Below are 25,565 nucleotides of genomic sequence, written 5' to 3' on the forward strand. Positions count from 1 at the left end.
GGCGAGCGACTCACGACCCGAGAAACCATGCGACGGCAGGTGTTCGAGGACATTGAGTTGGACTACAACCGGCAACGCCGGCACAGCGCGATCGGGATGATCAGCCCAGAGGCCTTCGAGGCTCGAATGATCGCTTAGACCTGTGTCCACCAGTGCTGGGTAAGATCAAGACCGCTGAGGCCGCTCTGGAGAAGGCGCTGATCTATCGACTGGGAGTGCTGGGACGCGTTCAGCATCCGCTGGCTCTACGCTCCGACAACGGCCTGATCTTCAGCAGCCGGCACTATACGGGCACGGTGAAGGCCTATGGTCTCACCCAGGAGTTCACGACGCCGTATCGAGCACTTCTTCCGATCCTTGAAGTAGGAGTGCATCTGGCAGCATCGCTTCGAGTCGCTGGACAAAGCCAGAGTCGTGATCGATCGCTGGATCCGGTACTACAAAGAAGAGCGTCCACATCAGCCTCTGGGCTATGTGGTACCCCGAGCACAACTCGCATTGACTGGATGAGGTGTGCAGAAACTAGGGAGGCATTGCACTGGGAAGGCGACCTGATCAAAGGCAAGGGCAATGCATCGGCTGTCGGCACCCTCGTCGAATTGAAAAGCGGTTACCTGATTCTGGCGAAGATGAACGATGCAACCGTCACCGCTGCCGTGGAAGGCTTTAGCGCTGCGCTGAACCGAATGCCATTGGCTGCGCGGAAGAGCATCACGTATGATCAGGGGCGCGAGATGACACAGCATGCCCTGATTACCCAGAATACCGGGATTGCCATCTTTTTTTGCGATCCGCATAGTCTGTGGCAGAGACGTGCCAACGAAAATATCAATGGGCTCATCCGGCAACCTCTGCCCAAGGGAACGGACCCATCGGTCTATAGCCAGCAAGAACTGAATGAAATCGCGCTTGAGCTGAACATACGCCCAAGCAAGTGCTTCGATTTCAAGTTCCTCATTAAAATGATGAGCGAACTGATGGCCCAGTCCCATGAGGCTCCGTCATCAACGAATTGACGGTGTCGCACTCAGAAACTGCATCCGCCCTTTAATTTTTTACACTAGTTAATTCCACCGCAAATTTCAAGAAAGAGATATAATTAAGGTTTTCTTGTGAAAAAAACATACGAACGTCGTCATTCTCGCTGGTATGAAATGGCCCTGCTGGCTTTACCACTACAAATTATAGCTGGGTTGGCTGTAGTAGCTTTACTTCCGGCACTTGAAAGGTGGGGGTGGGGTTTTTGGTCCTCACTAAATACCGTAAGAATAAATACTATTACGGCTATCGTCCTGTCTTTTATTTTTGTTGTGGTTACTCAAAGACGGCTTCTTAGACATCCGGGGGTTCAGATAGTAGCATACATTATACCTACGGTGACAAGTGCATTCGTATTTGCAATTGCAGTTTTGTTTTTCTCTCGAGAAGGATATTCAAGGCAAGTGCTTTTTTCAGGATATCTCTTGACCTTGTGTTGGTGTTTTATTGGTTATTTTGTTGGTACTCGATTTCGAAGGATAAAGCTCGCCATCGTGCCACTCGGAAATGTTAGAGTCCTTCTTGATAATGACACAAATGAAAGTGAAGTTAGAGAACTAAAGAAACCAGATCTTCAAGGTGTGCGCTATGATGGGATTGTTGCTGACTTGAGATCGGACGAGCTTACTCCTGAGTGGGAGCGATTTCTTGCGGAATGTACTCTTAATCATATTCCTGTTTACCATGTGAAGCAAATCAGTGAGTCTGTTACAGGTCGAGTGCAGATTGAGCACCTTGCCGAAAATGAAATAGGATCTTTGCTCCCCTCAAGGGCTTATAGTACATTTAAGCGAGTATGCGATTTTTTTGCAGTGTTGTTAACTTTTCCGGTTACATTGCCTATAATGGCGCTCACTGCTATAGCGGTAAAACTGGATAGCCCAGGTCCAGTTCTTTTTATACAGAACCGTGTTGGGCAGGGAAACAAAACGTATAAGATTTATAAGTTTCGCAGCATGTCCCTTGACTCAGAAAAGGACGGTGCTAGGTTAGCCCAATCAGGTGATATAAGGGTTACAAGAGTAGGTAAAATTATTAGAAAGACACGACTCGATGAGCTCCCGCAGTTCTTTAACGTAATAAAAGGTGAGATGAGTTTAATAGGTCCGCGGCCTGAGCAAAGAGCGTTTGTTGAAAAATTTGAAGATGAAATTCCGTTTTATATATATAGGCATGTTGTGAAGCCCGGCATAACAGGGTGGGCTCAAGTGGTCCAAGGTTATGCTAGTGATGCAGATGATACACGTATCAAGATTCAGCATGATTTCTATTACATTAAACATTTTTCCTTATGGCTAGACATTCTTATCGTTTTTAAAACTCTTAAAACTATCTTCACAGGCTTTGGCGCAAAGTAATTTCAAGAGGTGATAGCATGACTGTACTCGTGACGGGTGGGGCCGGTTATATCGGGTCGCACATGGTCCTATCTTTACTAGAAAAAAATTTTGACGTGGTGGTTTTGGATAATTTTTCTAACTCATCAAACACGTCTATTAGGCGAGTTTCTGAAATTTCTGGAAGAAGATGTGAGCTTGTTGCTGGCGATATAAGGGATAAAGAACTCGTCAAGAAAGTGTTGATGGAGTATGAAGTCAGCGATGTATTGCATTTCGCGGGCTTGAAAGCCGTTGGGGAAAGTGTGGAGAAGCCGATAGAGTACTATGAAAACAATGTTGGTGGAACTTTATCACTTTGTGAGGCGATGAAAGAGGTTGGTGTAAAACGCCTTGTTTTTAGCTCATCTGCTACTGTTTATGGTGATGTGGAAAAAATGCCGATAGATGAGGATACTCCAACTGGGAACCCGTCGAATCCATATGGGCGCTCTAAACTTATGGTCGAGGAGATCTTAAAGGATCTGGTAATTTCTGATTCCAGTTGGTCTATTGCACTACTAAGGTATTTTAATCCAGTAGGCGCTCATGTAAGTGGCAGAATCGGAGAAGATCCGCAAGGTATTCCAAACAACTTGGTACCTTATATCGCGCAGGTGGCTGTCGGTCGGCTCGACTTTCTTTCCATTTACGGACACGATTATCCTACAAAAGATGGAACCGGTGTACGAGACTATATCCATGTTAGTGACCTTGTAGAAGGTCACCTTGCTGCGATGAAAAAAATCAGCGAGTCGCCCGGAGTCGGTGTTTGGAACTTGGGAACGGGACGCGGAGTGTCAGTTCTGGAAATGATCAAAGCATTTGAGAAAACTTCGGGGAGAAAAATTCCTTATCGCTTTGTCAATCGGAGGAAAGGCGACGTGGCTGAATGTTGGGCAAACCCATCTAAAGCTGAATCAGATCTCAGCTGGAAGGCAAAAAGGAATATATGTGATATGGTCAAAGATACTTGGAATTGGCAAGTGAAAAATCCTAATGGGTACTCTTGAGATTTATATTGATTGTCTATGAAAAGTTAGTTTCTGTGGGGGGGTGGGTTAGGTTGGTTTTTTTAATGGAAGAATGTTTTTAAATGTTTTCATGATCACTTTTTATAGTGGATCAGGTTTGTAGTAATTCTAAATTTGGTTTTTCAAGTGATAACAGAAAAGAAAAGAAAGTTTTTATTTGGTTTTTCGGTAGGGTTTTGTCCGAAATGGATGGCCGGTATGTTTCTGGTGCTGTCTTTTGTTTATAGTTCTTTGCGAATATGTCTGCCGGACATAGGGCAGAAGTCAGGTACGGCAATAGCCTTGGTTGCTTTGTTCGTCATTTTGTGGACACGTTCGTCACTCAGGACGAGCACTATTTTTTCGTGCTTGTTGGGAGTGGTCTTTGTTCAGTTAGTAAGTTGGATGGCTGGATATTTTCATCACCCAGATTGGCTGCCAGATAATCCTGAACTAGATAGGCTAGGAAAGTGGTTTCTTTTTGTCGGCGTGGCTTTTTGGCTTGGTGGAATGAGACGAAACGCAGAGGCCCTTTTGCTGTTCGCACTACTTGGTTTTTTGGCCGCTTGCTTCTTATTTCAAGGCGCACCTGATGAGTGGTTGAGAGGCCTGAAGGGGCAGCGAGTCGACTTGGGAATACGAAATGCACAGCATACATCCATGTTCTTTGGTGTGGCTGTCCTTGGCCTTCTATGCTTTTCTAGGCGATTTTTCTTGACGGGTAACCGTCCGTGGGTCATGGGGCCCATTTGGATAATCTTTTTCTGTATTTGTTTGCTTGGTGTTCTGGTGTCGCAAACTCGTGCCGTATGGTTGTCTTTGGTAGTCACATTACTTCTTTCCATTGCTGTTTTTCTTATCGCTGTTTTCACAGGAAGGGTTTCACGGAGCTTAAAAAGGCAAGGAGTAATAGTGCTGCTTTGTGTGTTAGTCGTTTCTGGCACGGGCGGTGTGGCTTTCAAGGACACCCTCGGTCAACGTCTTGCAGCGGAGAACTCCGAAATTGAAAATGCCTGGCATGGGAAATGGGAAGAAATCCCTTATAGCAGTATTGGCAATAGGCTCCATACTTGGCGTGCCGGTCTTGAGTGGTTTTCAGAACGCCCAATCGTCGGATGGGGAGGAGAGGGCCGAGGGTTGGTGATAGACCACACGGATTGGCTTCCCCAGTCGGTCAAAGATCAGTACGGTCACCTTCACAATACTCTTCTTGACTTTGTCGTGAGCTACGGATTGCTGGGATTGTCCGTCATTATTGTTCTTGTTATTTGGACTGGGTTAGGAAGCTGGAAGGCTTGGCGGGCAGGTGTCATGCCGCCGGAAGTTTTTGCGTTTGGTTGGACATTTTTTGTCTACTACTTCATCGTCAGCCTATTTGAATCTTATAGCTTCTTCTGGACGGGATCCTACATTCAGAATGTCGTGATGGGGGTGGTGGTCACTTTTATCTGGCGCTGGCAGCTGGAGACTGGTAGATCCGTTTTCTCATTTCGAAAGAGGCTGACTTCCTGATAGTGGCTCAAGGCCGCGAGATTTGGTTTGATCTATCTTCCGTAGCACGAAATTTTCGTGTGCCTTGATATGGGTCTGGAAGAAGTCATGACCGCTGTAGTCACTCCAGTCTTTACAGGGGATTCCGCTCAATAACCTCTTCAGCTTTCGTTTCAGTTGTCGCTCAAGCCCTGGCGTGCCTCCAAGATCGTGCATGGAGTGCAGTGCCAGGGCTTTTTGTTTCTGGACTTCGATGCTTATTGGAAAGCTCGCGATCTTGTCGTTTCGAGGTGCTTGTGTGCTGGCTTGAGTTGGCCACACTCCCGCAGCGGCGTGGGCGGGCCCCCTAGGGAAGCCGCGGGTGCTCTTCAAATGGTTGGCGTAGAGCATTAGGTTTTCCGGGTAGTGCCCGCTTTGCTCGGTGGCTGCCTGCAGGTGTCGGGTGCTGGCGATATGGTCGGCGTGAGGGTCGAGGTCCGGGTGGGGCGTAATGATGGTTTTCGGTTTGATACTGGCCAGGAGCGCTGCGAGGTCGCTCTGAAGATTTTGGCCAGTGTTGCGTGACTGTCCGTCCGTGGGTAGAGACAACTTGTTCCAGGTACGATAAGCATCTGGCTTGAGTGTCGGTACTGAGTGCGAGGGCGCGACAGTACCTGGCTTTTCATACAGCGTTGTCAGCGTGTCGTTGAAGTAACCCAGCATGACGAGACGCTCTGCCGGTACACCGGCAAGCAGTGGGGTGGTGGCGCTATTCCAGGCGCGAATAAAGCCCTTTCGATGTGAGGCCTCCTCGAGAGAAACATCGAGCCCTGACCAATATTGCTTGTCGAGGCGTTTGAGGCGCTCGCCCGCGGTGATGGTGACGATCCAGGTATTTTCGGGGTACTGGCTGTAGACACCAAAGGCAGCGAGTTCGGCGTCATCAGGGTGGGGCGCGATGATGAGGATCGCTCCGCTCGCGAGGTTTGGGTTGTGAAAGCCCAGAAGGGTGGCGTCTCCCTCTAGCGTCAGATGTTTCAGCGTTAACTGGAGTTGGTGGAGCGACTCTATGCCTGTGAGATTGATCAAGCGCTTGCCGGTCTCATTGGGCTCGAGATACTGGGTAAAGCGTTCCGTAGCTTGGCTTTTACTTCGGTCGATGATTGTGACTGCAGGCAACTTCCAGCGAGACGTTGCCCGGTAGCGTACCTCCAGCATCCAGGTGTTGGGCCGAACGTCGCCCGTGCTCAGTGAGGCAATGGCTGGGTCTGCCAACTGAATGATGCCATTGTCGTCGATGGTGGCCTTGCATTCCCAGTCGGGAGCAAGCGGCAAGTGGTGGTCACGCAGGATGGGCATAGAGGCGTTCCGAAGGGGCTTCTGTCAGTGCCATAAGTTGCGCGATAACGCTTTGCGATTCAAATGCTTTGATCATCTTATCATCGACGATGACAGGGTCTTGAACAGCTTCCAGAAGCTTTTCAGCAAGGCCAGCATCGCTGGGCTCGGCCAGCAATCTAGCCTGTGGGCCCGTCAACACCTCGCTGATGCCGCCTGGCACTTTGCAGGCGACGCACTGGGTTCCGAGGGCCAGGGCTTCGACCAATACGATACCGAGCCCCTCGAAGTCGGAGCTGAGCACCAGGGCGGTTGCGTCTTTCATCCAAGGGTAGGGGTTGTCCCGTTGGCCCAGAAAGTGGATTCGGGCGGCAAGACCGAGCGCCAGGGTCATCTCTTCCAGATGGCGACGTTCGGAGCCATCGCCGATGATCACCAGATCGTGGTCGAGGCCTTGATTCACTGCCTGGTGGTAGGCCTTGAGCAGCCGTTGCTGGTTCTTCACTGGAACGAGTCGTGCAACATGTACAAGGTATGGGCTGGGGATGGCCGGTTCTGCCGGTTCTGTTGCCTTGCGGCGTATGTCTTCGATCGGTACTGCATTGAAGAGAAGCTCGCTTCTGCTGACCTCGACGCCTTGGCGATCCAGATATTCACCGACTTCCTGCTGGACCCCTCTGGAGACGTGAAGTAGCTGCTTGCCCTGGTACATGGTTCTCGTTAGCCAGCGGCCTCTTGCGGTGTTTGGAAATCGCCCTGTCACGGCTTCGACGACGCGCCAGGTACGTTCGTCATCGAACGCCCAGAGGTTCTCAAAGGCGCCCTGGCCTCGAATCAGGATAAGGTCGAAACGCCCATATTGAGCTTCCAGTGTTGCCACATAGCCTTTGAAGGCGGTTGAGCAGCGCCTGCCGCGCCAGACGAACCCCGACTGCTTGATAAGAGGAGACAACAGCGCCTTGTCGGCAAGATGGATGAAGCGACCTAGGCCTTGGCGGCTCTCACGATCAACATCGTATTGGTGGAGCAAGCAGGTTGCTCGGTCGGCTGACGGCACCGCACCCTTGAGGACCAGCAGGTGAGCCTCATGGCCGGCGTTTTGCAACGCCCTTGCCAGGGTTCTTGTAGCCTGCTCTATCCCGCCCATGCCCATTCGTCTTAGCACGAGCAATACGCGCTTTTTGTCCTTCATGCTCCCGGTCCCAGCTTTTTCTTTGATTTTTCGTTAGTTTAGCAGGTGATTGATCGGTGCGAATGGCCGAAACAGCGCAGTTTATGATTCGGCATAGCCGGCCCAATAGTGCGCGAGCGCCCATGGAGCGAAGGGTAGAGGGGGAGAGGAAGAATCGCCGTTGATGTTTCGCGAGTAGCCGGCTCGAACCGGCATAGCATTGTGTGGTCTCATTGTTCACTTTTGCGATGGCAGGATACAAGGGCGCCTATCATGAGAACGCTGGTGGTGGTCAGATCCCTTAAGATGGGCGGGATGGAGCGGGTGGCGGTCAATCTTGCAGATGCCTTCCATGAAGCAGGCTATGAAAGCCACCTGGTGTATTTTCGCAAGGTGAAGCGTCCCCTGAGGCCTGAGCATTCCGGGGTCAAGGTGTATCACCTGCCGCTACAGCAGCGTAATCGATTGACGCTGGTCGGCTATGGCTTTGAGGTGTTGGCCCGCCTGTTACTCAACCCGCTGATGGGCAGGGCATTGTTCCTGGGGCTTGGCGTAATGGGCGGCGTCGTGTTTCGACACTGGTTGAAGCGCTTCGAGCAAGAGCACGGCAAGGTAGACCGCATCGTGTTTCGGGGCATCGGCACGTTCGAATTGGTCTGGAGCTTTCGTGACAAGCGTGCTCGCTACGTGCTGGAAAATATCTTTCACTTCGATGGCGCTTGTCGCCGCAAGGCGCTGTTTGCGCGCTGCCTCTATCATCGCCGGGATCTGGTGGCTGTGTCTCAGGGGGTTGCAGACAGCTTGCGCAAGGCGCAGACACTCTGGAAGTTTCGCGCTCGCTCTCTCACGGTGATTCCCAATCCTTGCCCGCTGCGCTCGATCCGCGAGGCGATGCTGAAAGCCAATGACGCCATACCTTCTGAACCGTACCTGTTGAATGTGGCGCGTCTGGTGCCAGCCAAGGGACAAGACCTGCTGCTGCGTGCCTACGCGCGATCCGGTACTAGCCTGCCGCTGGTGCTGGTAGGGGATGGTCAGGAACGAGATAGCCTGGTGGCTTTGGCGAATGAGCTTGGCATCGCTGACAAGGTCATCTTCGCTGGCAATCAGCACAACCCGTACCCCTGGATGGGTCACGCTCGGTTGTTTGTGCTCAGCTCGCGTTTTGAAGGCATGGGCATTGTGCTATTCGAGGCGCTCGCCTGCGGTACGCCGGTATTGTCGGTGGACTGCCCGGGAGGCGTGCGAGAGATTCTCAAGGGTGAGCTCGAGACCAGCCTGGTTGAGCGTAGCGAGGAAGCCCTCGCTGCCGGGATCACCGCTGCGCTCGAAGGGCCCAAGCCTGAAGTACGTGAGCAATGGCTTGACGACTTCAGACCTGAGCGAGTGGCGCAGGCCTTTGTTGCGCGCTGACGGGGACGCTGTCGTTTGTCTCGTGTCTGTGATTCAGTCACTTCACAGGGCTACGGCATGCTAGTGCTTTCTCGCTGGCTGGCGTAGCGAACGGCTGCGACTTCCGTCAAATGCTGTAAAAAGCTGCGCTAGAACGCTTGTTTTGTGTTTAAGCACATCAGCCATGCGCGGTAGGGCCAAATATCTGTTCTGGTGAACGTAAGAAGCCGCTGATGATAGGGAACTCCTTCCTTGGTCGGATGCTTCCTGCATGCCTTCTCGCAGCGGATTACGCGTTCTTTTTATCGTGGATCACCTGGATTCAGGCGGAGCGCCGGTGGTGGTCAGGGATCTGATCGCTGGCATGGTCACCGCCGGTGCAGAGGTCACTCTGTTGATCCTGAGTGACCGAAAAAGTCATCGTCTGCCTGCTGAGGTGCACCTGGTGACCATGCCCTATGTGGTGAAGGGGAACTTCAGCAAATGGATTCGCTATCGGGCCCACGCCAAGATGCTGGATCGCTGGTTGAAGGAGCAAGAGCACGCCTTTGATCTGGTGTACGCGCACCTGCACCATGCCCATCAGGTGGTATCGCGCTCAGGGCTCAGGGACGTCGCCTGGTATTGCCTGCATGCCGACCCGGTGATTGGCTTTCTTGGTAACAAGCGTGGTTTCTCGCGGTTGCTGAAGGCGCGCAAGGTGCGCGCCTTGTACCAGGGCCGCAAGCTGGTCACCGTATCTCAGGCGATGCTGGATCGATTGTGTCTGCACTTTGGTGTGACACCCACTCGTGGCGTGGCCATCCATAATCCGGTCGCCATCGACAACATTCGTCGGTTGGCGGGTTGTGACGTCGATGACGTACCTGACGACTACCTCCTCTATGTGGGACGAATGGATATTCGCCAGAAGCGGCTGGACCGGCTGCTCGACGCCTACCTGGACAGTGGCACTGCGTTGCCCTTGGTCATGGTGGGAGGCGGGGCGGGGCTCGACGAGGTGAGGTCGATGGTAAAACAGCGCCAGTTGGAGGGGCGAGTCCTCACCCTGGGGCCCCGGGAAAATCCCTATCCGTATATCGATCGGGCGCGTGCGCTACTCCTGAGTTCCGACTATGAGGGGTTTCCACTTGTTCTGCTGGAAGCTTTGGCCTGCCAGACCCCTGTGATCAGCGTCGATTGTCCCACCGGCCCGGCAGAGATACTGACAGGCGCTTTGACGCCTTGGCTCGTGCCCCTCGAAAGCATCGAGACCTTTGGCGCCTGTATTGCTCGCCTGGTGAATGACACGCCGCAGATTGATGCCACCCAGTGCGAGCACTATCGGCTGGAGAACGTCGTCGAGCGTTACCTGGTACTTCATGATGACGATTAGCGCACAGCCGCATTTGGGCGGCCCGCTAGCCTAGGAAAGCATTGCCAACATTGGCTTTGTCAGGGAGAGCTGTCGCCGAGCTCGCGTTGGCTGAAACGCTACCTGCTGTCCTGGCTGAGATCCCCGTCGAACTGATCCAGGTAGTGGTGGAGGCGGGCGGAGACTTCCTTGAGGTTGTCGTGGCCACGAAGCTTGTTGGGTGTCAGCGAGTCTTCCAGCAGGCGCCATCGCTTGGCCGTCTGGCGTGGCAGGGGCCTGACGTGGGCGTCGACCCAGGTGAAGTCACCCTGCTTGTCGATCAGCAGGTTGTTGAAGTGAAGGTCCCGGTGGACAAAGCCTGTCCGGGCTAGTTGCGCCACCTCTTTGCTGAACTTGTCGAGAAAGCTTTTCTGCTGAGGGCGGGGGAGTTGATCAAACACATCGCCGGCCGTTGTTGCACCGCTGACCCGCTCCATCAACAGCAGTGATGCGTTTCTGTTAAGCGGATTGAGGCTCAAACCCCAGCCGTGGAAACGCGGCGTGCGCAGTCCCGCCCGCTCGAGGATGCGCATGCTGAGATATTCCTTGCGCGCATCCGACTGGCCCAGCCAGCGTTTTTCGAGGTAGTCCCGGGTCAACCACTTGAAGGGCTCGAGCGTCTTCGAGAACTTGTCCGGCACCACCTTGGCCAGAATCCTGCCGTCCTGGGAGACAAAAAAGCGGCTGGAGCCCACCGCCTCGAAGGCGGCGGTGGTCGTGGTCTGAGACAGCGCAAGACGCTCCGGCAGGTCCCGGGTGTGGAACATCAGGTAGCGTCGGCGCCGGTCGTTGAAGGGAATATCCAGTAGCTGCATGGTTCAGGCTGACCCTGACTGCAGGGCTTCGAACTTCGGCAGCACGTTCTGTGTGAGAAACTGCTGATAGTGGCGCGGTTCGATGGTAACAGGCGCCTTGGCCATGCGCGCCATGGCGCTGGCAAGCCCTGCCTCGTCGTCGCGTGCCACCAGAAAGTCCTTAAGCTCCTGGGTAAGGATTTCCTTCGGGCCACTGGGACAGTCGACGCTGATCACCGGTGTGTGCAGCAGCAGCGCCTCGATCAACACCCGTGGCAGGCCTTCGGCGTCCGAGGTCAGTACCATGGCCAGGGCGTCTTGTATGTAGGGGTAGGGGTTGGCGGTATAGCCAAGCCAGTGGATGTGATCATCGAGCCCCAGCTCGCCGATCATGTCCCTTAGACGTTGTTCATTCTCTGGCTTGCCCTTGCCAAGCAGCACTAGGGGGATATCGAGGCCATGCTCGTTCCGGGCCTGGCGATAGGCCCGCAGCAGGCGGTCCTGGCGCTTGCGCGGCTCGATGGCGGCAACCGACAACAGGTAGCGGCCTTTTTCGCCCCCTGGTGGCAGGCTCAGGGGCTCATCTGCCATCGCGACGAAGGGCTCCCGCTCGTAGGGGTTATAGATCGCGATGATCGTCTCGGCTTCAAGTCCTACCACCTGCTCGAGGTTTTCCTTGACGCCCTCGGACACCGCGATCACCTTGCGCCCGCCGTAGAAGCGGCGCACCTTGGCAAAGGCCTTTTCCCGGGCAGCCGGGTCGCTGAACTTGGCGCTGACGTCGGACTTGATCCAGAAGTAGAGGTTGGGCCAGTCCAGGTGGCGGGTGATCTTGTCGCAGGAGCAGGAGATCACCACCTCTGGCCGCCAGGTTTCAAGGGCCTTCTGGACCTTGCGGGCCTGCCACTTTTCGGTCAGCACCGTGGAGGTCGCCTTGGTCAGGCGCGTGACCACCGCCAGGTTCTCGATATCGAGGCCGTCCGGCAGGCGGTGCTCCACCTTGTCGCGCAGGGTGAAGACCTTGACGGCGTGACCACGCTGGCGTAATTGATCCGCCGTGTACAAAAGTGACTTCTGGGCGCCGCCTCCGTAGAGGTCTTCGATAACAAAGGCGATTCGCTGATGGTTCACGGCGGCTCCGGTTGAGTTTCAGTGGCGGCTGCGGACGCCAAAGTTTACCACAGAGCCTTGGTTGGTCTCGTTGCACCTGGAATCTGTTTGTTGCTCAAGAGGGCAGCTCGTACGCTGCGAAGGTTCGTTACGTGAGCTTTCCTGATTTCAGTGGTATCGCGTTACAATTGGCCCAGTTTTGGAACAGGTGTACATATGAAGATTCTGATTACCGGGATGGCGGGTTTTATCGGTCACGCGGTTGCCAAGCGGTTGAGTGGTCAGGGACACGAACTGGTCGGTGTCGACAACTTGAATGACTACTACGATGTGTCCTTGAAGGAGGCGCGCCTTGCCGATCTTAAGAAGTGTGAGGATGTCCGCTTCGAGCGTCTGGATATCGCTGATCGTGAGCACGTAGAGCGTCTGTTCAAAGAGGAAGGTTTTGACAGGGTTATCCATCTGGCGGCGCAGGCTGGCGTGCGTTATTCGCTCGAGAACCCTCACGCTTACGCGGATGCCAACCTGGTGGGGCACCTCAATGTGCTGGAGGGCTGTCGCCATGGCAAGGTAGAGCATCTGGTCTACGCCTCCTCCAGCTCGGTCTACGGGGCCAACGACAAGGTGCCCTTTGCTACCGACGATGACGTCGACCACCCCATCAGCCTCTATGCGGCCACCAAGAAGGCCAACGAGCTGATGGCCCATACCTACTCCCACCTGTATGACCTGCCTACCACCGGGCTCAGATTCTTTACCGTCTATGGCCCCTGGGGGCGTCCTGACATGGCGCTGTTCAAGTTTACCCGGGCGGTGCTGGAAGGTCGGCCCATGGACGTCTACAACCATGGCGACATGTCCCGGGACTTCACCTACATCGACGATATCGTCGAGGGCGTCGTACGCGTGCTGGACGTGGTGCCGACCCCTCGTGGCAGCACCGAGGTCACCACCGATACGGCCTCTGCCCCCTACGCGCTCTACAACATTGGCTGTGGTAGTCCGGTGTCGCTGATGGACTTCGTTCGTGCCATTGAGAAGGCGGTAGGGCGAGAGGCGATCTGCCACTACAAGGACATGCAGCCGGGTGACGTGCCGCGTACCTGGGCGGACACCGAGGCGCTGTATCAGGCAACCGGGTATCGCCCGCAGATGCCGGTGGAGGAAGGCGTCAAGCGCTTTGTCGATTGGTATCGCCAGTTCTACGCGGTGTAAGCCATGTGTCAGACATGTGTCAGCCCAGGGGGGGCAAAGGGCGATAGGTTGTGCCTGCAGGTGCTCTCGCTATCCCATTTGACCCATGCAAGGAAACGGCTGTGCCATTTGCAGGGCGGGATTGCTATCCTTTGCCGATCAAAAATTTCAGTGAGTGAGTGACAAGGGATGAAGATCACCATTTTTGGCACCGGCTACGTGGGTCTGGTCACCGGGACCTGCCTGGCGGACGTCGGTCACGATGTCATCTGCATGGACGTGGATGAGAACAAGATTGCACGCCTCGAAGGCGGGGAGATCCCGATCTTCGAGCCGGGCCTTGAGCCCATGGTCAAGGCCAATGTGGCGGCGGGGCGGCTCAAGTTTACTACCGATGCCGCCAAGGCGGTCAACCATGGTGTGCTGCAGTTTATCGCCGTGGGCACTCCACCGGATGAGGACGGCAGCGCAGATCTGCAGTACGTGCTGGCGGTGGCCAAGGCCATCGGTGAGCATATGCAGGACGACAAGGTGGTGGTCGACAAGTCCACCGTGCCGGTGGGCACCGCCGATCGGGTCAAGGCGATGGTGGAGTCCCAGCTAGAGCAGCGTGGTGTCAGCCTGAACGTTGACGTCTGCTCCAACCCTGAGTTTCTCAAGGAAGGCGCGGCCATCGAGGACTTTGCCCACGGTGCGCGTATCGTGGTCGGTACCGACTCCGACAAGGTCAAGCAGCTGATGCGGGAGTGCTACGCGCCCTATATCCGTCTGCAGGAAAAGCTGATGTTCATGGACGTGCGGGCGGCGGAGCTGACCAAGTACGCAGCCAACGCCATGCTGGCCACCAAGATCAGCTTTATGAACGAGATCGCCAACCTGGCCGAGCGTCTTGGCGCCGACGTGGAGCAGGTGCGTCGCGGAATCGGCAGCGACCCGCGGATCGGCTACCACTTCATCTACCCTGGCTGTGGCTACGGCGGCTCCTGCTTCCCCAAGGATGTCCAGGCTCTGGCTCGCACCGCCCGAGAGGTGGACTACGAGGCCGAACTGCTGGGGGCGGTGGAAGCGGTAAACCAGCGCCAGAAGCAGACACTATTTGCCAAGCTAGCCAACGCCTTCGACGGCGACCTCAAGGGCCGCACCATCGCCATCTGGGGGCTGTCGTTCAAGCCCAATACCGATGATATGCGTGACGCCCCCAGCCGTACCCTGATGGAGGCCCTGTGGGAAGCCGGCGCGAGGGTCCAGGCCTATGACCCTGAGGCCATGGGCGAGACTCGCCGCATCTACGGTGAGCGTGAAGACCTTATGCTGGCGGGGGATCGCATCCAGGCGGTCAAGGGGGCTGACGCCCTGGTGATCTGCACCGAGTGGAAGGAGTTCCGCTCGCTGGACTTCCCCTGGCTCAAGGACCAGCTGTCGATGCCGGTGGTGGTGGATGGCCGTAACCTCTACGACCCCGAAAGCGTGCGCCAGGCCGGGCTGATGTACTACGCCGTCGGTCGTGGTGATTCGCTTGAGGGCGTTGCGTAAAGAACGCTGTAGAAGAAGGCGCCATCCGGAAAGCGTTTTACAGCAGGCGAAGCGTAACCCGCGTTGCCTGCTAGCTCGAAGAAAATAGCCCGAAAGAAAAACGCCCCGAAGGCCTTGGCCTTCGGGGCGTTTTGCTATTGGCGCTGGTGTCCGCCTGGCGGGAGCGAAAGGACTTTAGTCCTTGTAGGCTGACGCCTTGCGTACCGTGCCGGCAAATTCGGCCAGGAAGGCGGCCATCACCGCCAGCATGCCACCCAGCACGATGGCGAGAGCCATGATCAGGGCCTTGCTGGTTCCTACAGGCTCGCGACTCTGGGCTGCTACGCGCTGAATATTGCCTTCGGCGAGGTAAGCCAGCTGTTCTTCGAGGTCGACCACATTTCCGGTGTAGGTGGCCACCAGTTCGGCGGCACTCTCCGAAGTTGACTGCTTCGCGGCCTCGAGGCTCTCGTTGGCGCTGGCGAGCTGCTGCTCCAGTGTCTCGCGACGCTTGGCGACAAGCTCATCCTGGTCGGCCTTTACCGTGTCCAGAAGCCTCTGGTGATATTCGGTAACCAGTTCGGCGCGATCCTCTCCAGCCTCCGAGGAGAGGGTCAGGAAAGCCACGTTTTCCGGCGACTTGGCGGTGGTCTCGAAACCAAGGCTGTCGAGGGATTTTTCCTCCAGCAACTGGCTTGTCACCATGTCGAAGTAGTAGTTGTCGATCTTGGCGACCACACTTTCTGGGGATTCCAGCAACCCGACACCGGCGTCACCGCTGGGGTGGCGTTCGGCCACGTGGTAGACCGACACGTAGCGGTAGCTGTCGGCCTTGGTCAGCGCAAAGGCGAGCGCCAGCAGCACGATGACCACAAACACCCCAGCCATCATCTTCCAGCGCCTGACCAGGATCAGGGTGATATCGACCAGCGATATCTCGTCATCCGCCGGTGGCCTTGGATAGTAGTGCTCCGGAGGTTGGGTGGGGGTGTTTGCCATTGCAGTGGGGTCCTTGCTCGCGCTTCGCCGTGTCCGAGAAGTCGGTGGCGGAGTGTTCAATGTTATGTAGAAAGTTGATGGCACAATTCATTGCGAGGTGCCTTGCAGAGGATACAGAAGCCGCTGTATCGCGCAAGCGCCTGCGTGCAAGATGAGGCTATGAAAGGGCTGGTGCGCAATGGTTGGTGAGAAGTGGGGCATCCTGACGAGGGCGCGCCTAGTGACTCATTTTGCCTGTTGGTGAAAGTGCCGACTTGTCGGCACGCAACAACCTCGCCGCCAGTTCGGCATCCATGGGGCGGTGGTAGTAGAAGCCCTGGAGCAGGTCGCAGCGCATTTCCTGCAATAACGCCTGCTGCTCGTCGGTTTCCACGCCTTCGGCGACGACCTCGAGACCGAGGCGGTGGCCAAGAAAGATGCTGGCTTCCATGATCGCCCTGTCCCTTGGGTCCTGGGTGCACTCGGCGACGAAGGTGCGGTCGATCTTGAGCGCGGTGATCGGCAGCACCTTGAGGTAACTCATGGATGAGAAGCCGGTACCGAAGTCGTCGATGGCGATCTTGTAACCCTGGTCATAAAGTCTGCGCAGGCTGTCCAGCACGTCCTGGCCGGCCTCGATCAGCACATTCTCGGTGAGCTCGATGCCGATCTCGCGAGGCCCCAGGCCGTATGACGCGACGCAGGAGGCGAAGGCCTCGAACATGCCGGGCATGACCGCGTGACGCCCGGAGACGTTGACGTCCACCCGCACTTGGCGGTCGCCCTCGGCGCGCCATTGGCGCTGCTGCTCGCACACCTTGTGCAGCACCCAGTTCTCCAGGCGTTTGATCAGTTCGCTTCGCTCGGCTACCGGGATGAACTCCGCGGGGGAGATGGCTTCATCGTCCCGGGTCGTCCAGCGTAGCAGCGCCTCGAGGGAGTCGATATGGCCGCTGGCGGCAGCCACCTGGGGTTGGTAGACCAGGGCCAGCTCGCCGCCGCCGTCCTGGTCGAGCAGGCGCTGCAGGCGTTCGGCGATGGTGTGCTGGCGCACCATCGCCGCGTGGGCCTCGGGGCTGAAGAACTGGTAGGTGTTGCGGCCGGTGAGCTTGGCCCTGGTCTTGGCGGCGTCGGCACTGCCCACCAATTCCTGCACCTCGCTGCCATTGTCGGGAAAGGTGCTGATGCCGATCGAGGCGTGGATTCTCAGTTCGCGGCCGTCCACCCGCATCGGGCGGGAGAGGCTTTCCAGCAGGCGCTCTGCCACCTGTATGGCGTCTGTGGCCATGTCCACCTGGGGCAGGGCCAGCACGAACTCATCGGTACCGAAGCGGCAGAGCAGGTCATCGCTGCGCCGGAAGGCCTGCAGGCGGTTGGCGGCCTGGCGGATGACCTTGTCGCCGCAGTCGTAGCCATGGGTGTCGTTGATCTCGTTGAAGTGGTCGAGGTCGACAAACAGGATCAACAGGCTGTCGTTGTGGCGCCGACATTCTGCCAGGGTCCGCTTGAGCTCGATTTCGAAGGCGTGGCGGTTGGGCAGGCCGGTCAGGCGGTCGAAGCGCGTCATGTAGTCCAGATCACGACGCGCCTTGCGCTCACCCGCCAGATCGATGTCGATACAGAACATCAGCGGATTGTCGGTCTCCCGGCCCAGCATCACGTGGTGGGAGAAGACCGGTACGCTGGCGCCGGAACGGTGCTTGAGCTCGAGCTCTTCGGCGGGGATCTCCACGCCCCGGTAGACCCACGCCTGGTGAGCATCGATCACCGCGTCCACCATGGCCTCCGGTATCAACAGCTGTTCCAGACGCTTGCCCAGGGCTTCCTGCTCGCTGTAGCCATACAGCGCCTTACTGGCGCCATTCCAGTAGATGACGCGCCTGTCCCTGTCATACCCCTGCACCGCGACGCGCGAAAGGCTCATCAGCAGTTCACGAAAGCGCCAGTCGCTGAGCGTCAGGGACGGCAGCGGGAGGGCGTTCTCTGCGCCGCTACCGGCATCGGCAGCGGTCGAGCGCGGTGCGTGGAATCTGTCACCGATGTGCAATGGCGTCATTTCCTGAGCAAGGGCAGCGAGGTGTGCCAGAGGGTGTGCCCGAACAAAAGTAACGAATCCGCATATATCGGCAGTGTCGTACAAATTGTCGCTAGCAGCGAGTACCAAACGCCGGAATGAGTTTTTCCATTATCGGAATAAACGTCGCAGATACTCTCTTTTGGCAGCAAGTTGGTCAACGAAGTTTCTTCGTTCGCGGTATTTGACCGCTGTGTGGGCGCTCCACATGATCCTCGGTGTTGCATATGCAACATCCATGAAGTGCACATGTTTGTGCAAAAAACCGAGGTTAATGACATGAAAATAGCGCAGAAAGTCGCACAAGATAGGCATCTTGCCGCCATCGAGACGATCAACGTTGGGCTCCGGATTCCTGAATCCGGGTACTGGGATTTCTCTGTCCTAGAGGAGGTTGCCTCTCAGTCCTGGAGCAAGACGCGCCTGTCGCATATTGATCTGTCCGCCTGGCAGTCATTTCTCGGCGACCTGCCGCGGGACCCCTACGTCAATCGCCGCTGGAAGCGCATGTCCTGGCTGCACCTGAACGACGAGGGAGAGGTCGAAACCCTGGGCGAGTGCCCCATGGCCCAGGGGGGACGCTTCAATGACGCTGCCAGCATGGCGGATCGGCTGCGCTACTACGAGCCGCTGTTGCCCGAGTTTACCGAGCGCGAGGACGTCAAGGCGTTCGTCAAGGCCTGGGCGGAGCTATGGGGGCTCGAGCGCCGCGCGCCCATTCTGATGCAGATCACGGGTGTACGTGGTGACGGCACCGTGGATCCGTTGCAGGGGCAGGGCATCCACGCCGACGGCTGCAAGTACCTGAGCATCGTGGTGCTCAACCGCGACAACGTGAGCGGGGCGGTGAACACCCTGTATCGGGACAAGAGCGGCCAGCAGGAAGTCAGCCGGGTGACGCTGGCGCCGGGGGAGGTGCTGCACCTGCGTGACGATCGCCTGTTCCATAGCGTCGATGCGATTACCCAGTGCGAGCCAAGCGCCCCTTTCGAGCGCTTTATCATCATCATCAACGCATGCTTCGTGGACGAGTTCCAGAATCGCATGTTGCGCCGCCACTTCCCCCAGGCGGTGTTGAACGAAGCGATACTGGAGAGCGCCAGCTGAAGGCCGGCGTCCACCAGGCAAGGTGGTGGCGTCGGTGGCGTTTCACCGACCTTAAGGGTCCGTGGCGAGGTTCGGGTCGAGGGCCCGGGCCAGCCGCTTGCTATGCTGGCATGCGATAGGGCTTAAGGCGCTTACATCACCCCAGCATTACCGCCAGGCGACCTCGGTCGCCTGGCGGTACTTTTTGTTGAGATATTCTCTGCTATTGAGAGCTCGCCTGCCGTTAATATCCTGTCTGGCATCGAGGTCTCGCCTGCCATCGAAACCTTGCCTGGAAACTGACTTTCCATCGCCTCAGTCTTGGGCTCAGACTCCTTCACGCACCGCCTGCTCCAGGCGGGCAAGTCGCCCGGGCTCAAGGGCGTCGGCCACGGCGGTGATGCGCAGCACATGGCCGAGGGCCGGGTGAGCCGGGCGTGCGATCAGTTTGCCTTCGTCCAGCAGGTCGGCGTTGACTCGTTTGGCCAGTTCCGCGTCGGCCAGACGAATGCCGATAAAGTTGGTACCGCTCTCCAGCACGTCGGCGCCCAGCGCCTTGAAGTGCTCGGCCAGGCGCGCCCGGCGCTCCAGCACCGCCTGGATGTGGGCGTCGGTCTCGTCCTGGTGGTCCAGCACCACCTCGGCGGCGGCCAGGCTCAGGGTCGACACCGCGTAATGGATGCGCACCTTCATCAGCATCGCCAGGGTGTCGGGCTCGGCGATGGCGTAGCCGACGCGCAGCCCGGCCAGGCCGTGGGCCTTGGACAGGGTGCGACAGCGAATTACCCCCGGCAGGGCGCGGGTAAAGCTCGGCTTGGTGGCGTCGTCGCGGAAGTCGTGATAGGCCTCGTCCAGCAGAAGCCAGCAGTCATCAGGCAGGGCGTCACGCAACCGCGTGACCGTAGCCTCGTCATGGACGAAGCCGGTGGGGTTGTCCGGGTTGGCCAGGTAGACGAGCCGAGCGTGGTGGCGGTGGGCGGCGTCGATCAGGGCGTCGATGTCCGGCGCCAGGTGGTCGCTGGTCTCCTCGTAGTCGACCTCGATCAGGCGGCAGCCCTGGCCCTTGGCGAAGTAGCCGAAGGTGGGGTAGGTGCCGGCGGAGCTGACCACGCTGGTACCGGCGGGGGCGGTGGCCCGCAGCACCAGCGCCAGCAGGCTGTCGCAGCCGGCGTCCACCAGCAGGGTGTCCAGGTCGAAGCCGTGCAGCTGGACGAGACGTTCGCGCACGCCCAGGGCCTCGGAGTCACCGTAGCAGTAGACGTGCTCGACCATGGCGTCACCGAAGTGCTCGCGCAGGGCGCGATGGGGCATGTCCAGGCCTTCGTTGGAGCCCAGACGGTGGGGGATCTCCTTGCCGATACGGCGCTTCAGCACCCAGATGCCAGGGAAGGGGTTGTCCGGTCCCGGGGAGTAGAGGTGGTCGGCGAAGGTGGGGGTATCGGATGCCATGGGATGTCCTGTGGGAGTTGGCTTGAAGGGTGCGGAGGCGTGTCAGAGGGTGGTCCGAGAGCGTTACGACAGCGGCTCATGCAATAGGTCAGGTCCGGTCAGGTCTGTGGCGCGGTCCAGGGCACCACCTTGTGGCGGTTGAGCAGGCCATGGGGGTCGAGGGTGCGCTTGAGCGTCGCCATCAATGCGAGTTCCTCGGGGCTTCGCGAGATCGACAGCCAGTCGCGCTTTTCCAGGCCGATGCCGTGCTCGGCGGAGATCGATCCCTTGACCCGGGCCAGCGGCTCGTAGAGGCAGGCCTCGACCTCGTGGCGGGTGTCCGGATCGTCGCTGCCCACACCCACCGACAGGTGCAGGTTGCCGTCGCCCAGATGGCCGAACACCGCCAGGCGCACCTGTGGCCACCGGGCCTCGAGGCGTGCCTGAACCTCGGCGACATAGTCCTGCATCTCGCCGATCGGCAGACTGACGTCGAAGGCCATGATCGGCGAGAGCGCCTCCACCAGTCCTTCGATATCATCGCGAATCGCCCAGAGCTTGTCTCGCTGGCTTTCCGACTGGGCGATCACGGCGTCGACCACCCAGCCCTGTTCGACGGACGCTTCGAGTGCCGCCTCGAACTGCTGGCGGTGGTGATCCTCGTCGTTGGCCAGGGACTCGACCAGGGCGTAGTAGGGCGCGTCGGTGTCCAGCGGCGGCTGATGACGTTCCTGTTCGGTGATCAGGGCGAAGTGGTTCTGCCACATGGCCTCGAAGGCGGCGAGGCTTCCGCCAAGGCCGTCACGCAGGTGGGCAAGCAACGACGTCATTGAAGTGAAGTCGGGGCAAGCGACCAGCGCGGTGCGGGTGTCGCCAAGCGCCGGCTGCAGCTTGAGCACCGCCCGGGTGACCACGCCCAGGGTGCCTTCGCTGCCGATGAACAGCTGCTTGAGGTCGTAGCCGGCGTTGTTCTTGAGCATCGGGCTCATGGCGCTGATTACCTGGCCATCGGCCAGCACCGCCTCGAGCCCCAGCACCTGCTGGCGCATCATGCCGTAGCGGATCACCCGGTTGCCGCCGGCGTTGGTGGAGATATTGCCACCGATGCTGCAGCTGCCCCGGGCGCCCAGGTCGAGCGCAAACTGCATGCCGACCTCGCGGGCGGCCTCCTGGACCTTCTGCAGCGGCGCGCCGGCCTGCACGGTGATGGTGCCGGCCACCGGATCGATCTCCTCGATGGCGGCAAGACGCTCGAGTGACAGCGCGAGCTCGTCCGGGGCCGCCTCGGCGCCGTGGACCAGCCCGGTCAGGCCGCCGTGGGTGACGATCGGCTGGCGGGCCTGGTGGCACAGGGCGAGCACCTCTGCTACCTGCTCGGGGGTGCCGGGCCGCACGATGGCCGCGGCGCGACAGGGCGCACCGCTCAGCCAGTCCACCTGGCGGCTTGCCACGTCGTCGCCGGTCAACACCTGGGCGGCGCCCAGGCGCTCGCGCAGTGTCTCGATCAGCGTGGCAAGTGACGGCGATAATTGCTGGGAGGTGACGGCCATCAGAGGGTGGTCTCCTCTTTGCTGGTCTTGTCATCGGTGGTCTTGTCGCGGCCGGGAATGGCGGCGAGCAATTCGCGGGTGTAGTCGGCCTGAGGTCGGGTGAAGACCTCCTGGGCGCTGCCCTGTTCGACGATGCGGCCCTTCTGCATGACGATGATGCGATCACAGATCTGGGCGGCGACGCGCAGGTCGTGGGTGATGAACAGCAGCGACAGCGAGAAGCGTTGCTTCAGATCCTCGAGCAGCTCCAGCACCTGGGCCTGGATCGATACGTCCAGCGCCGACACCGCTTCATCGGCGACGATCAACTCCGGGTCCAGTGCCAGGGCACGGGCGATGCCGATGCGCTGGCGCTGACCGCCGGAGAACTCATGAGGGAAGCGGTCGGCGCTGCCGCCAAGCCCCACCAGTTCGAGCAGCTCGTCGGCCTTGGCCAATGCCCGGTCGCGGGGCACGCCGTTGGCGATGGGGCCCTGGGCGATGGCCATGCCCACCCGGGTGCGCGGGTTGAGCGAGGCGTAGGGGTCCTGGAATACCATCTGCACCCGGTGGCGCTGGCGCCTCAGGGCGTCGCCCTTGAGCGCGGACAGGTCTTCGCCGCCGAGCAGGATCTCGCCGCTGTCGGGGCGCTCTAGACGCACGACGCAGCGCCCCAGGGTCGACTTGCCGGAGCCCGACTCGCCGACGATGCCGATGGTCTCGCCGCGTGACAGCGTGAAGCTGACCTCGTCCAGGGCGCGTACCTCACGGGAGGGCTTGAACAGCCCGCCGCGGGAGCGGAACACCCGGTTCAGGTCGCGTACCTCGAGGATCGGCGTCGGCGCCATCGGCTCGCGCTCGGGCGGTGCGGCGTCGCTGGGAATGGCCTCGATCAGCGCCCGGGTATAGTCGTGACGGGGGTTGTCGAGCACCTCGTCACGGCGACCGATCTCGACGATCCGGCCGTGGCGCATCACGCACACTCGGTTGGCGATCTCGGCGACCACGCCGAAGTCGTGGGTGATGAACATCACCGCCATATGGTGGCGACGTTGCAGGTCGGCGATCAGCTCGAGGATCTGCGCCTGGGTGGTGACGTCCAGCGCGGTGGTGGGCTCATCGGCGATCAACAGCTTCGGTTCCAGCGCCAGCGCCATGGCGATCATCACCCGCTGGCGCTGGCCGCCGGAGAGCTCGAAGGGGTAGGCGCGGATGGCCCGCTCGGGCTGGGGCAGGCGGACTTCCTTGAGCAGCTCCAGCGCCCGGGCCTGACGTTCGGCGCCCTTGAGTTCGCCGTGGGCCTCGAACACCTCGGCGATCTGGTCGCCGATACGCATCAGCGGGTTGAGGGCGGTCATCGGCTCCTGGAAGATCATGCCGATCTTCTTGCCGCGCAGCGCCCGGTGGCGCTTCTCGTCGAGGGTCAGCACGTCCTCGCCCTCGAACATCACCCGCCCGGCCACCGGGCGCACGCCCTTGGGCAGAAGGCCCATGACGGTGTTGGCGGCCATGGACTTGCCGGAGCCGGATTCGCCCACCACGCACAGGATCTCGCCTGGGCTGACTTCGTAGGACAGCTCTTCCACGGCGTATTCGCGATCGGCGCCGGCGGGCAATGCGACGCTCAGGCCCTCGATGCGCAGGATCGGTTCCGGGGCTGGATCGCCGCTGAGATCGCCACAGAGATCGCCACAGAGATCGCCGGCGGTGGCGCCCTTCGGCACCTTCACCGGTTCGCTGCGCGATGCAGTGGAAGCGCTGGTGCCGGTGGTGCTGTTGTCAAAGGTGTTCATGGCTCAGCGCTCCCGTGCGAGTTTGGGGTTGAGGGCGTCATCGAGCCCTTCGCCGACCAGGTTCAGCGCCAGCACGGTCAACAGGATCGCAAGGCCGGGGAAGAACGACAGCCACCAGGCCTGGCGAATCACGGTGCGCGCAGCGCCGATCATGTAGCCCCAGGACATCACGTTGGGGTCACCGAGGCCGAGAAACGACAGCGCCGACTCCAGCAGGATGGCGGTGGCCACCATCAGCGAGGCCAGCACGATGATCGGCGACAGGGTGTTGGGCAGGATCTGGCGCAGGATGATCTGGGTGTTGGTCTGGCCGACCAGGCGCGCCGCCTCGACGTATTCGCGATGGCGCAGCGACATGAACTCGGCACGCACCAGGCGGGCCACCGGCGGCCAGCTGACGATGGCGATGGCCAGCACGATGGAGGTCACGCTGGGCTGCATGATCGCCACCAGCACGATGGCCAGGGCGAAGTTGGGGATGGTCTGGAAGAACTCGGTGAAGCGCATCAGGGCGTCGTCCACCAGGCCGCCGTAGTAGCCGGCGATGGCGCCAAGCGGCACGCCGATGGCCAGCGCCACGGCGGTGGATACCAGGCCGATCAGCAGCGATACCCAGGCGCCGTGCATCAGCCCGGCGGCGACGTTGCGCCCCATGGTGTCGGTGCCGAGCCAGAAGCCGTCCTGGGCCAGCGGCGGCAGGAAGGGGCGTTGCACCATGCGCCAGGGGGATTCGGGGAACAGCACCGGGGCCAGCACGGCCATCAGGATGATCGCCCACAGGATGATCAGTCCCACCAGGGCGCCGCGGTTCTGGGCGAAACGGGCGAAGAAACTCATGCGGCGGCCCCCTTGATGCGTGGATCGGCCAGTCGATAGACCAGGTCGGTGGCGATGTTGAACAGGATCACCAGGGCGGCGGAGAAGAAGAAGATGCCGAGCAGCAGGTTGTAGTCACGCTGCATCAGCGCCTCGTACATCAGTCGGCCGATACCCGGCCAGGCGAACACCGTCTCGGTGAGGATGGCGCCGCCGACCATCTGGCCGGCCTGCAGCCCCGCCAGGGTGATGATCGGCAACAGGGCGTTGCGCAGGATATGGCGGCGCTGGATGACCCTCGGCGCCAGGCCCTTGGCCTTGGCGGTCTTGACGAAGTCCTGCTGGGCGGCGTCGAGCATCGAGGCGCGGGTCATGCGCGTATAGATGGCCATGAAGAACAGGCCCAGGGTGGTGGCCGGCAGTACCAGGTGCTTGGCCACGTCCAGGGCGTAGGCCAGGCCTTCCAGGTTGGCGCCGACGGTGAACATGCCGTAGGCGGGCAGCCAGTCCAGGTACACCGAGAACAGCACCACCGCCATCAGCGCCACCCAGAACAACGGGGTGGCGTAGAACAGCAGGGCCAGCGCCATGATCAGCGAGCCAGAGGCTTTCTTGACGCGCATCGCGGCCATGGAGCCGGCGAGGATGCCGAGCACCAGCGACAGCACGAAGGCGGTGCCGGTCAGCAGCAGGGTCGCGGGCAGGCGGTCGAGGATCAGGTCCAGCACCGGCATCTGCTGGCGGTAGGAGTAGCCGAAGTCAAGGGTCAGGATGCCGGACACGTAGTGCCACAGCTGGACATACATGGGCTGGTCCAGCCCGAACTGCTCGCGCAGCTGGGCGATGAAGGCTTCATCGGCGGCGCCGGCTTCCCCGGCCAGGATGGCCGCCGGGTCGCCGGGGGCGAGCTGGATCAGCACGAAGTTGAACACGACGATCAGCAGCAGCACGATGGCGGCCTTCAACAGTCGTGAAATGATCAGGCGGGCGTAGAGCATGGTGAGGTCCCGGGCAGTAAGCCTGTGGTGATGGCAGCAGCAAAATCAGGGCTGGCGCGGCC

Annotated in this window: 21 protein-coding genes and 1 pseudogene; 11 read left to right on the top strand and 11 right to left on the bottom strand. The window is 59.2% G+C overall.

The genetic code is table 11. The features are described 5' to 3' along the window. The 6 genes and pseudogenes from KUV74_RS20510 to KUV74_RS20535 all read left to right on the top strand — a co-directional run. A partial coding sequence (locus KUV74_RS20510; protein WP_409996597.1) for an IS3 family transposase occupies positions 1-138 on the top strand: 138 nt, incomplete at its 5' end. Between the two features lie 276 nt (positions 139-414). Continuing rightward, positions 415-510, top strand: a complete 96-nt coding sequence (locus KUV74_RS21105; RefSeq protein ID WP_409996596.1) for a hypothetical protein — start codon at positions 415-417, stop codon at positions 508-510. Positions 511-536: 26 nt separating this feature from the next. Beyond that, positions 537-1,016: pseudogene (locus KUV74_RS20520) on the top strand (IS30 family transposase); the annotation flags it as partial. Between the two features lie 96 nt (positions 1,017-1,112). Next, positions 1,113-2,396, top strand: coding sequence for a sugar transferase (locus KUV74_RS20525; RefSeq protein WP_315900893.1), 1,284 nt, complete (start codon positions 1,113-1,115; stop codon positions 2,394-2,396). 17 nt (positions 2,397-2,413) lie between these two features. Further along, positions 2,414-3,427 (top strand): UDP-glucose 4-epimerase GalE, encoded by a 1,014-nt coding sequence (gene galE, locus KUV74_RS20530; protein ID WP_222517252.1) that lies wholly within the window; start codon positions 2,414-2,416, stop codon positions 3,425-3,427. A 219-nt stretch (positions 3,428-3,646) separates the two neighbouring features. After that, positions 3,647-4,939, top strand: a complete 1,293-nt coding sequence (locus KUV74_RS20535) for an O-antigen ligase family protein (RefSeq protein ID WP_222517253.1) — start codon at positions 3,647-3,649, stop codon at positions 4,937-4,939. Here the strand turns inward: KUV74_RS20535 and KUV74_RS20540 are convergent. Together KUV74_RS20540 and KUV74_RS20545 are read right to left on the bottom strand one after the other, a co-directional pair. After that, on the bottom strand, positions 4,913-6,256 hold the full coding sequence (locus KUV74_RS20540; RefSeq protein ID WP_222517254.1) for a PIG-L deacetylase family protein: 1,344 nt from the start codon (positions 6,254-6,256) through the stop codon (positions 4,913-4,915). The genes KUV74_RS20535 and KUV74_RS20540 overlap by 27 nt on opposite strands. Then, entirely contained in the window at positions 6,240-7,427 is a 1,188-nt protein-coding gene (locus tag KUV74_RS20545) for a glycosyltransferase (RefSeq protein ID WP_222517255.1), read from the bottom strand. Before KUV74_RS20545 ends, KUV74_RS20540 begins: the two co-directional genes overlap by 17 nt. A gap of 252 nt (positions 7,428-7,679) precedes the next feature. Between KUV74_RS20545 and KUV74_RS20550 the strand changes: the two genes are divergently transcribed. Further along, positions 7,680-8,819, top strand: a complete 1,140-nt coding sequence (locus tag KUV74_RS20550) for a glycosyltransferase (protein ID WP_261395628.1) — start codon at positions 7,680-7,682, stop codon at positions 8,817-8,819. A 250-nt stretch (positions 8,820-9,069) separates the two neighbouring features. Beyond that, positions 9,070-10,173 carry a glycosyltransferase gene (locus KUV74_RS20555; RefSeq protein ID WP_222517256.1) on the top strand — a complete coding sequence of 368 codons (1,104 nt, stop codon included), beginning with the start codon at positions 9,070-9,072 and terminating at the stop codon, positions 10,171-10,173. Positions 10,174-10,271: 98 nt separating this feature from the next. Here KUV74_RS20555 and KUV74_RS20560 read toward each other — a convergent pair whose 3' ends face one another. Beyond that, entirely contained in the window at positions 10,272-11,006 is a 735-nt protein-coding gene (locus KUV74_RS20560; protein ID WP_222517257.1) for a lipopolysaccharide kinase InaA family protein, read from the bottom strand. Between the two features lie 3 nt (positions 11,007-11,009). Beyond that, positions 11,010-12,116 (bottom strand): glycosyltransferase, encoded by a 1,107-nt coding sequence (locus tag KUV74_RS21020; protein ID WP_222517258.1) that lies wholly within the window; start codon positions 12,114-12,116, stop codon positions 11,010-11,012. A 195-nt stretch (positions 12,117-12,311) separates the two neighbouring features. On the opposite strand from KUV74_RS21020, the gene KUV74_RS20570 reads away from it, so the two are divergent. Continuing rightward, positions 12,312-13,310 carry an NAD-dependent epimerase gene (locus KUV74_RS20570; RefSeq protein WP_222517259.1) on the top strand — a complete coding sequence of 333 codons (999 nt, stop codon included), beginning with the start codon at positions 12,312-12,314 and terminating at the stop codon, positions 13,308-13,310. A gap of 168 nt (positions 13,311-13,478) precedes the next feature. Beyond that, entirely contained in the window at positions 13,479-14,822 is a 1,344-nt protein-coding gene (locus KUV74_RS20575) for a UDP-glucose dehydrogenase family protein (protein ID WP_222517260.1), read from the top strand. Positions 14,823-14,996: 174 nt separating this feature from the next. On the opposite strand, the gene KUV74_RS20580 is transcribed toward KUV74_RS20575, so the two are convergent. Together KUV74_RS20580 and KUV74_RS20585 are read right to left on the bottom strand one after the other, a co-directional pair. Beyond that, entirely contained in the window at positions 14,997-15,800 is an 804-nt protein-coding gene (locus KUV74_RS20580; RefSeq protein ID WP_222517261.1) for a lipopolysaccharide biosynthesis protein, read from the bottom strand. 217 nt (positions 15,801-16,017) lie between these two features. After that, entirely contained in the window at positions 16,018-17,835 is a 1,818-nt protein-coding gene (locus tag KUV74_RS20585; RefSeq protein WP_222517262.1) for a putative bifunctional diguanylate cyclase/phosphodiesterase, read from the bottom strand. Between the two features lie 297 nt (positions 17,836-18,132). Between KUV74_RS20585 and KUV74_RS20590 the strand changes: the two genes are divergently transcribed. Then, a complete protein-coding gene (locus KUV74_RS20590; protein WP_222517263.1) occupies positions 18,133-18,960 on the top strand; it encodes a 2OG-Fe dioxygenase family protein in 828 nt (275 codons plus the stop codon). Positions 18,961-19,266: 306 nt separating this feature from the next. Here the strand turns inward: KUV74_RS20590 and KUV74_RS20595 are convergent, their stop codons facing one another. The 5 genes from KUV74_RS20595 to KUV74_RS20615 form a co-directional block, all read right to left on the bottom strand. Next, a complete protein-coding gene (locus KUV74_RS20595) occupies positions 19,267-20,388 on the bottom strand; it encodes a pyridoxal phosphate-dependent aminotransferase (protein WP_222517264.1) in 1,122 nt (373 codons plus the stop codon). A gap of 98 nt (positions 20,389-20,486) precedes the next feature. Beyond that, positions 20,487-21,917, bottom strand: a complete 1,431-nt coding sequence (locus tag KUV74_RS20600) for an FAD-binding oxidoreductase (protein ID WP_222517265.1) — start codon at positions 21,915-21,917, stop codon at positions 20,487-20,489. Continuing rightward, on the bottom strand, positions 21,917-23,689 hold the full coding sequence (locus KUV74_RS20605) for an ABC transporter ATP-binding protein (RefSeq protein ID WP_222517266.1): 1,773 nt from the start codon (positions 23,687-23,689) through the stop codon (positions 21,917-21,919). The genes KUV74_RS20600 and KUV74_RS20605 overlap by 1 nt, the downstream gene beginning before the upstream one ends. A gap of 3 nt (positions 23,690-23,692) precedes the next feature. After that, a complete protein-coding gene (locus KUV74_RS20610) occupies positions 23,693-24,526 on the bottom strand; it encodes an ABC transporter permease (RefSeq protein ID WP_045993012.1) in 834 nt (277 codons plus the stop codon). Continuing rightward, positions 24,523-25,503: an ABC transporter permease gene (locus tag KUV74_RS20615; protein ID WP_045993011.1), complete on the bottom strand. Its 981-nt coding sequence runs from the start codon at positions 25,501-25,503 to the stop codon at positions 24,523-24,525. The genes KUV74_RS20610 and KUV74_RS20615 overlap by 4 nt, the downstream gene beginning before the upstream one ends. Between the last annotated feature and the right edge of the window lie 62 nt (positions 25,504-25,565).

It is taken from the genome of Halomonas sp. DP1Y21-3, assembly GCF_019801245.1.
GTDB classification, from domain to species: Bacteria; Pseudomonadota; Gammaproteobacteria; order Pseudomonadales; family Halomonadaceae; genus Halomonas; species Halomonas litopenaei.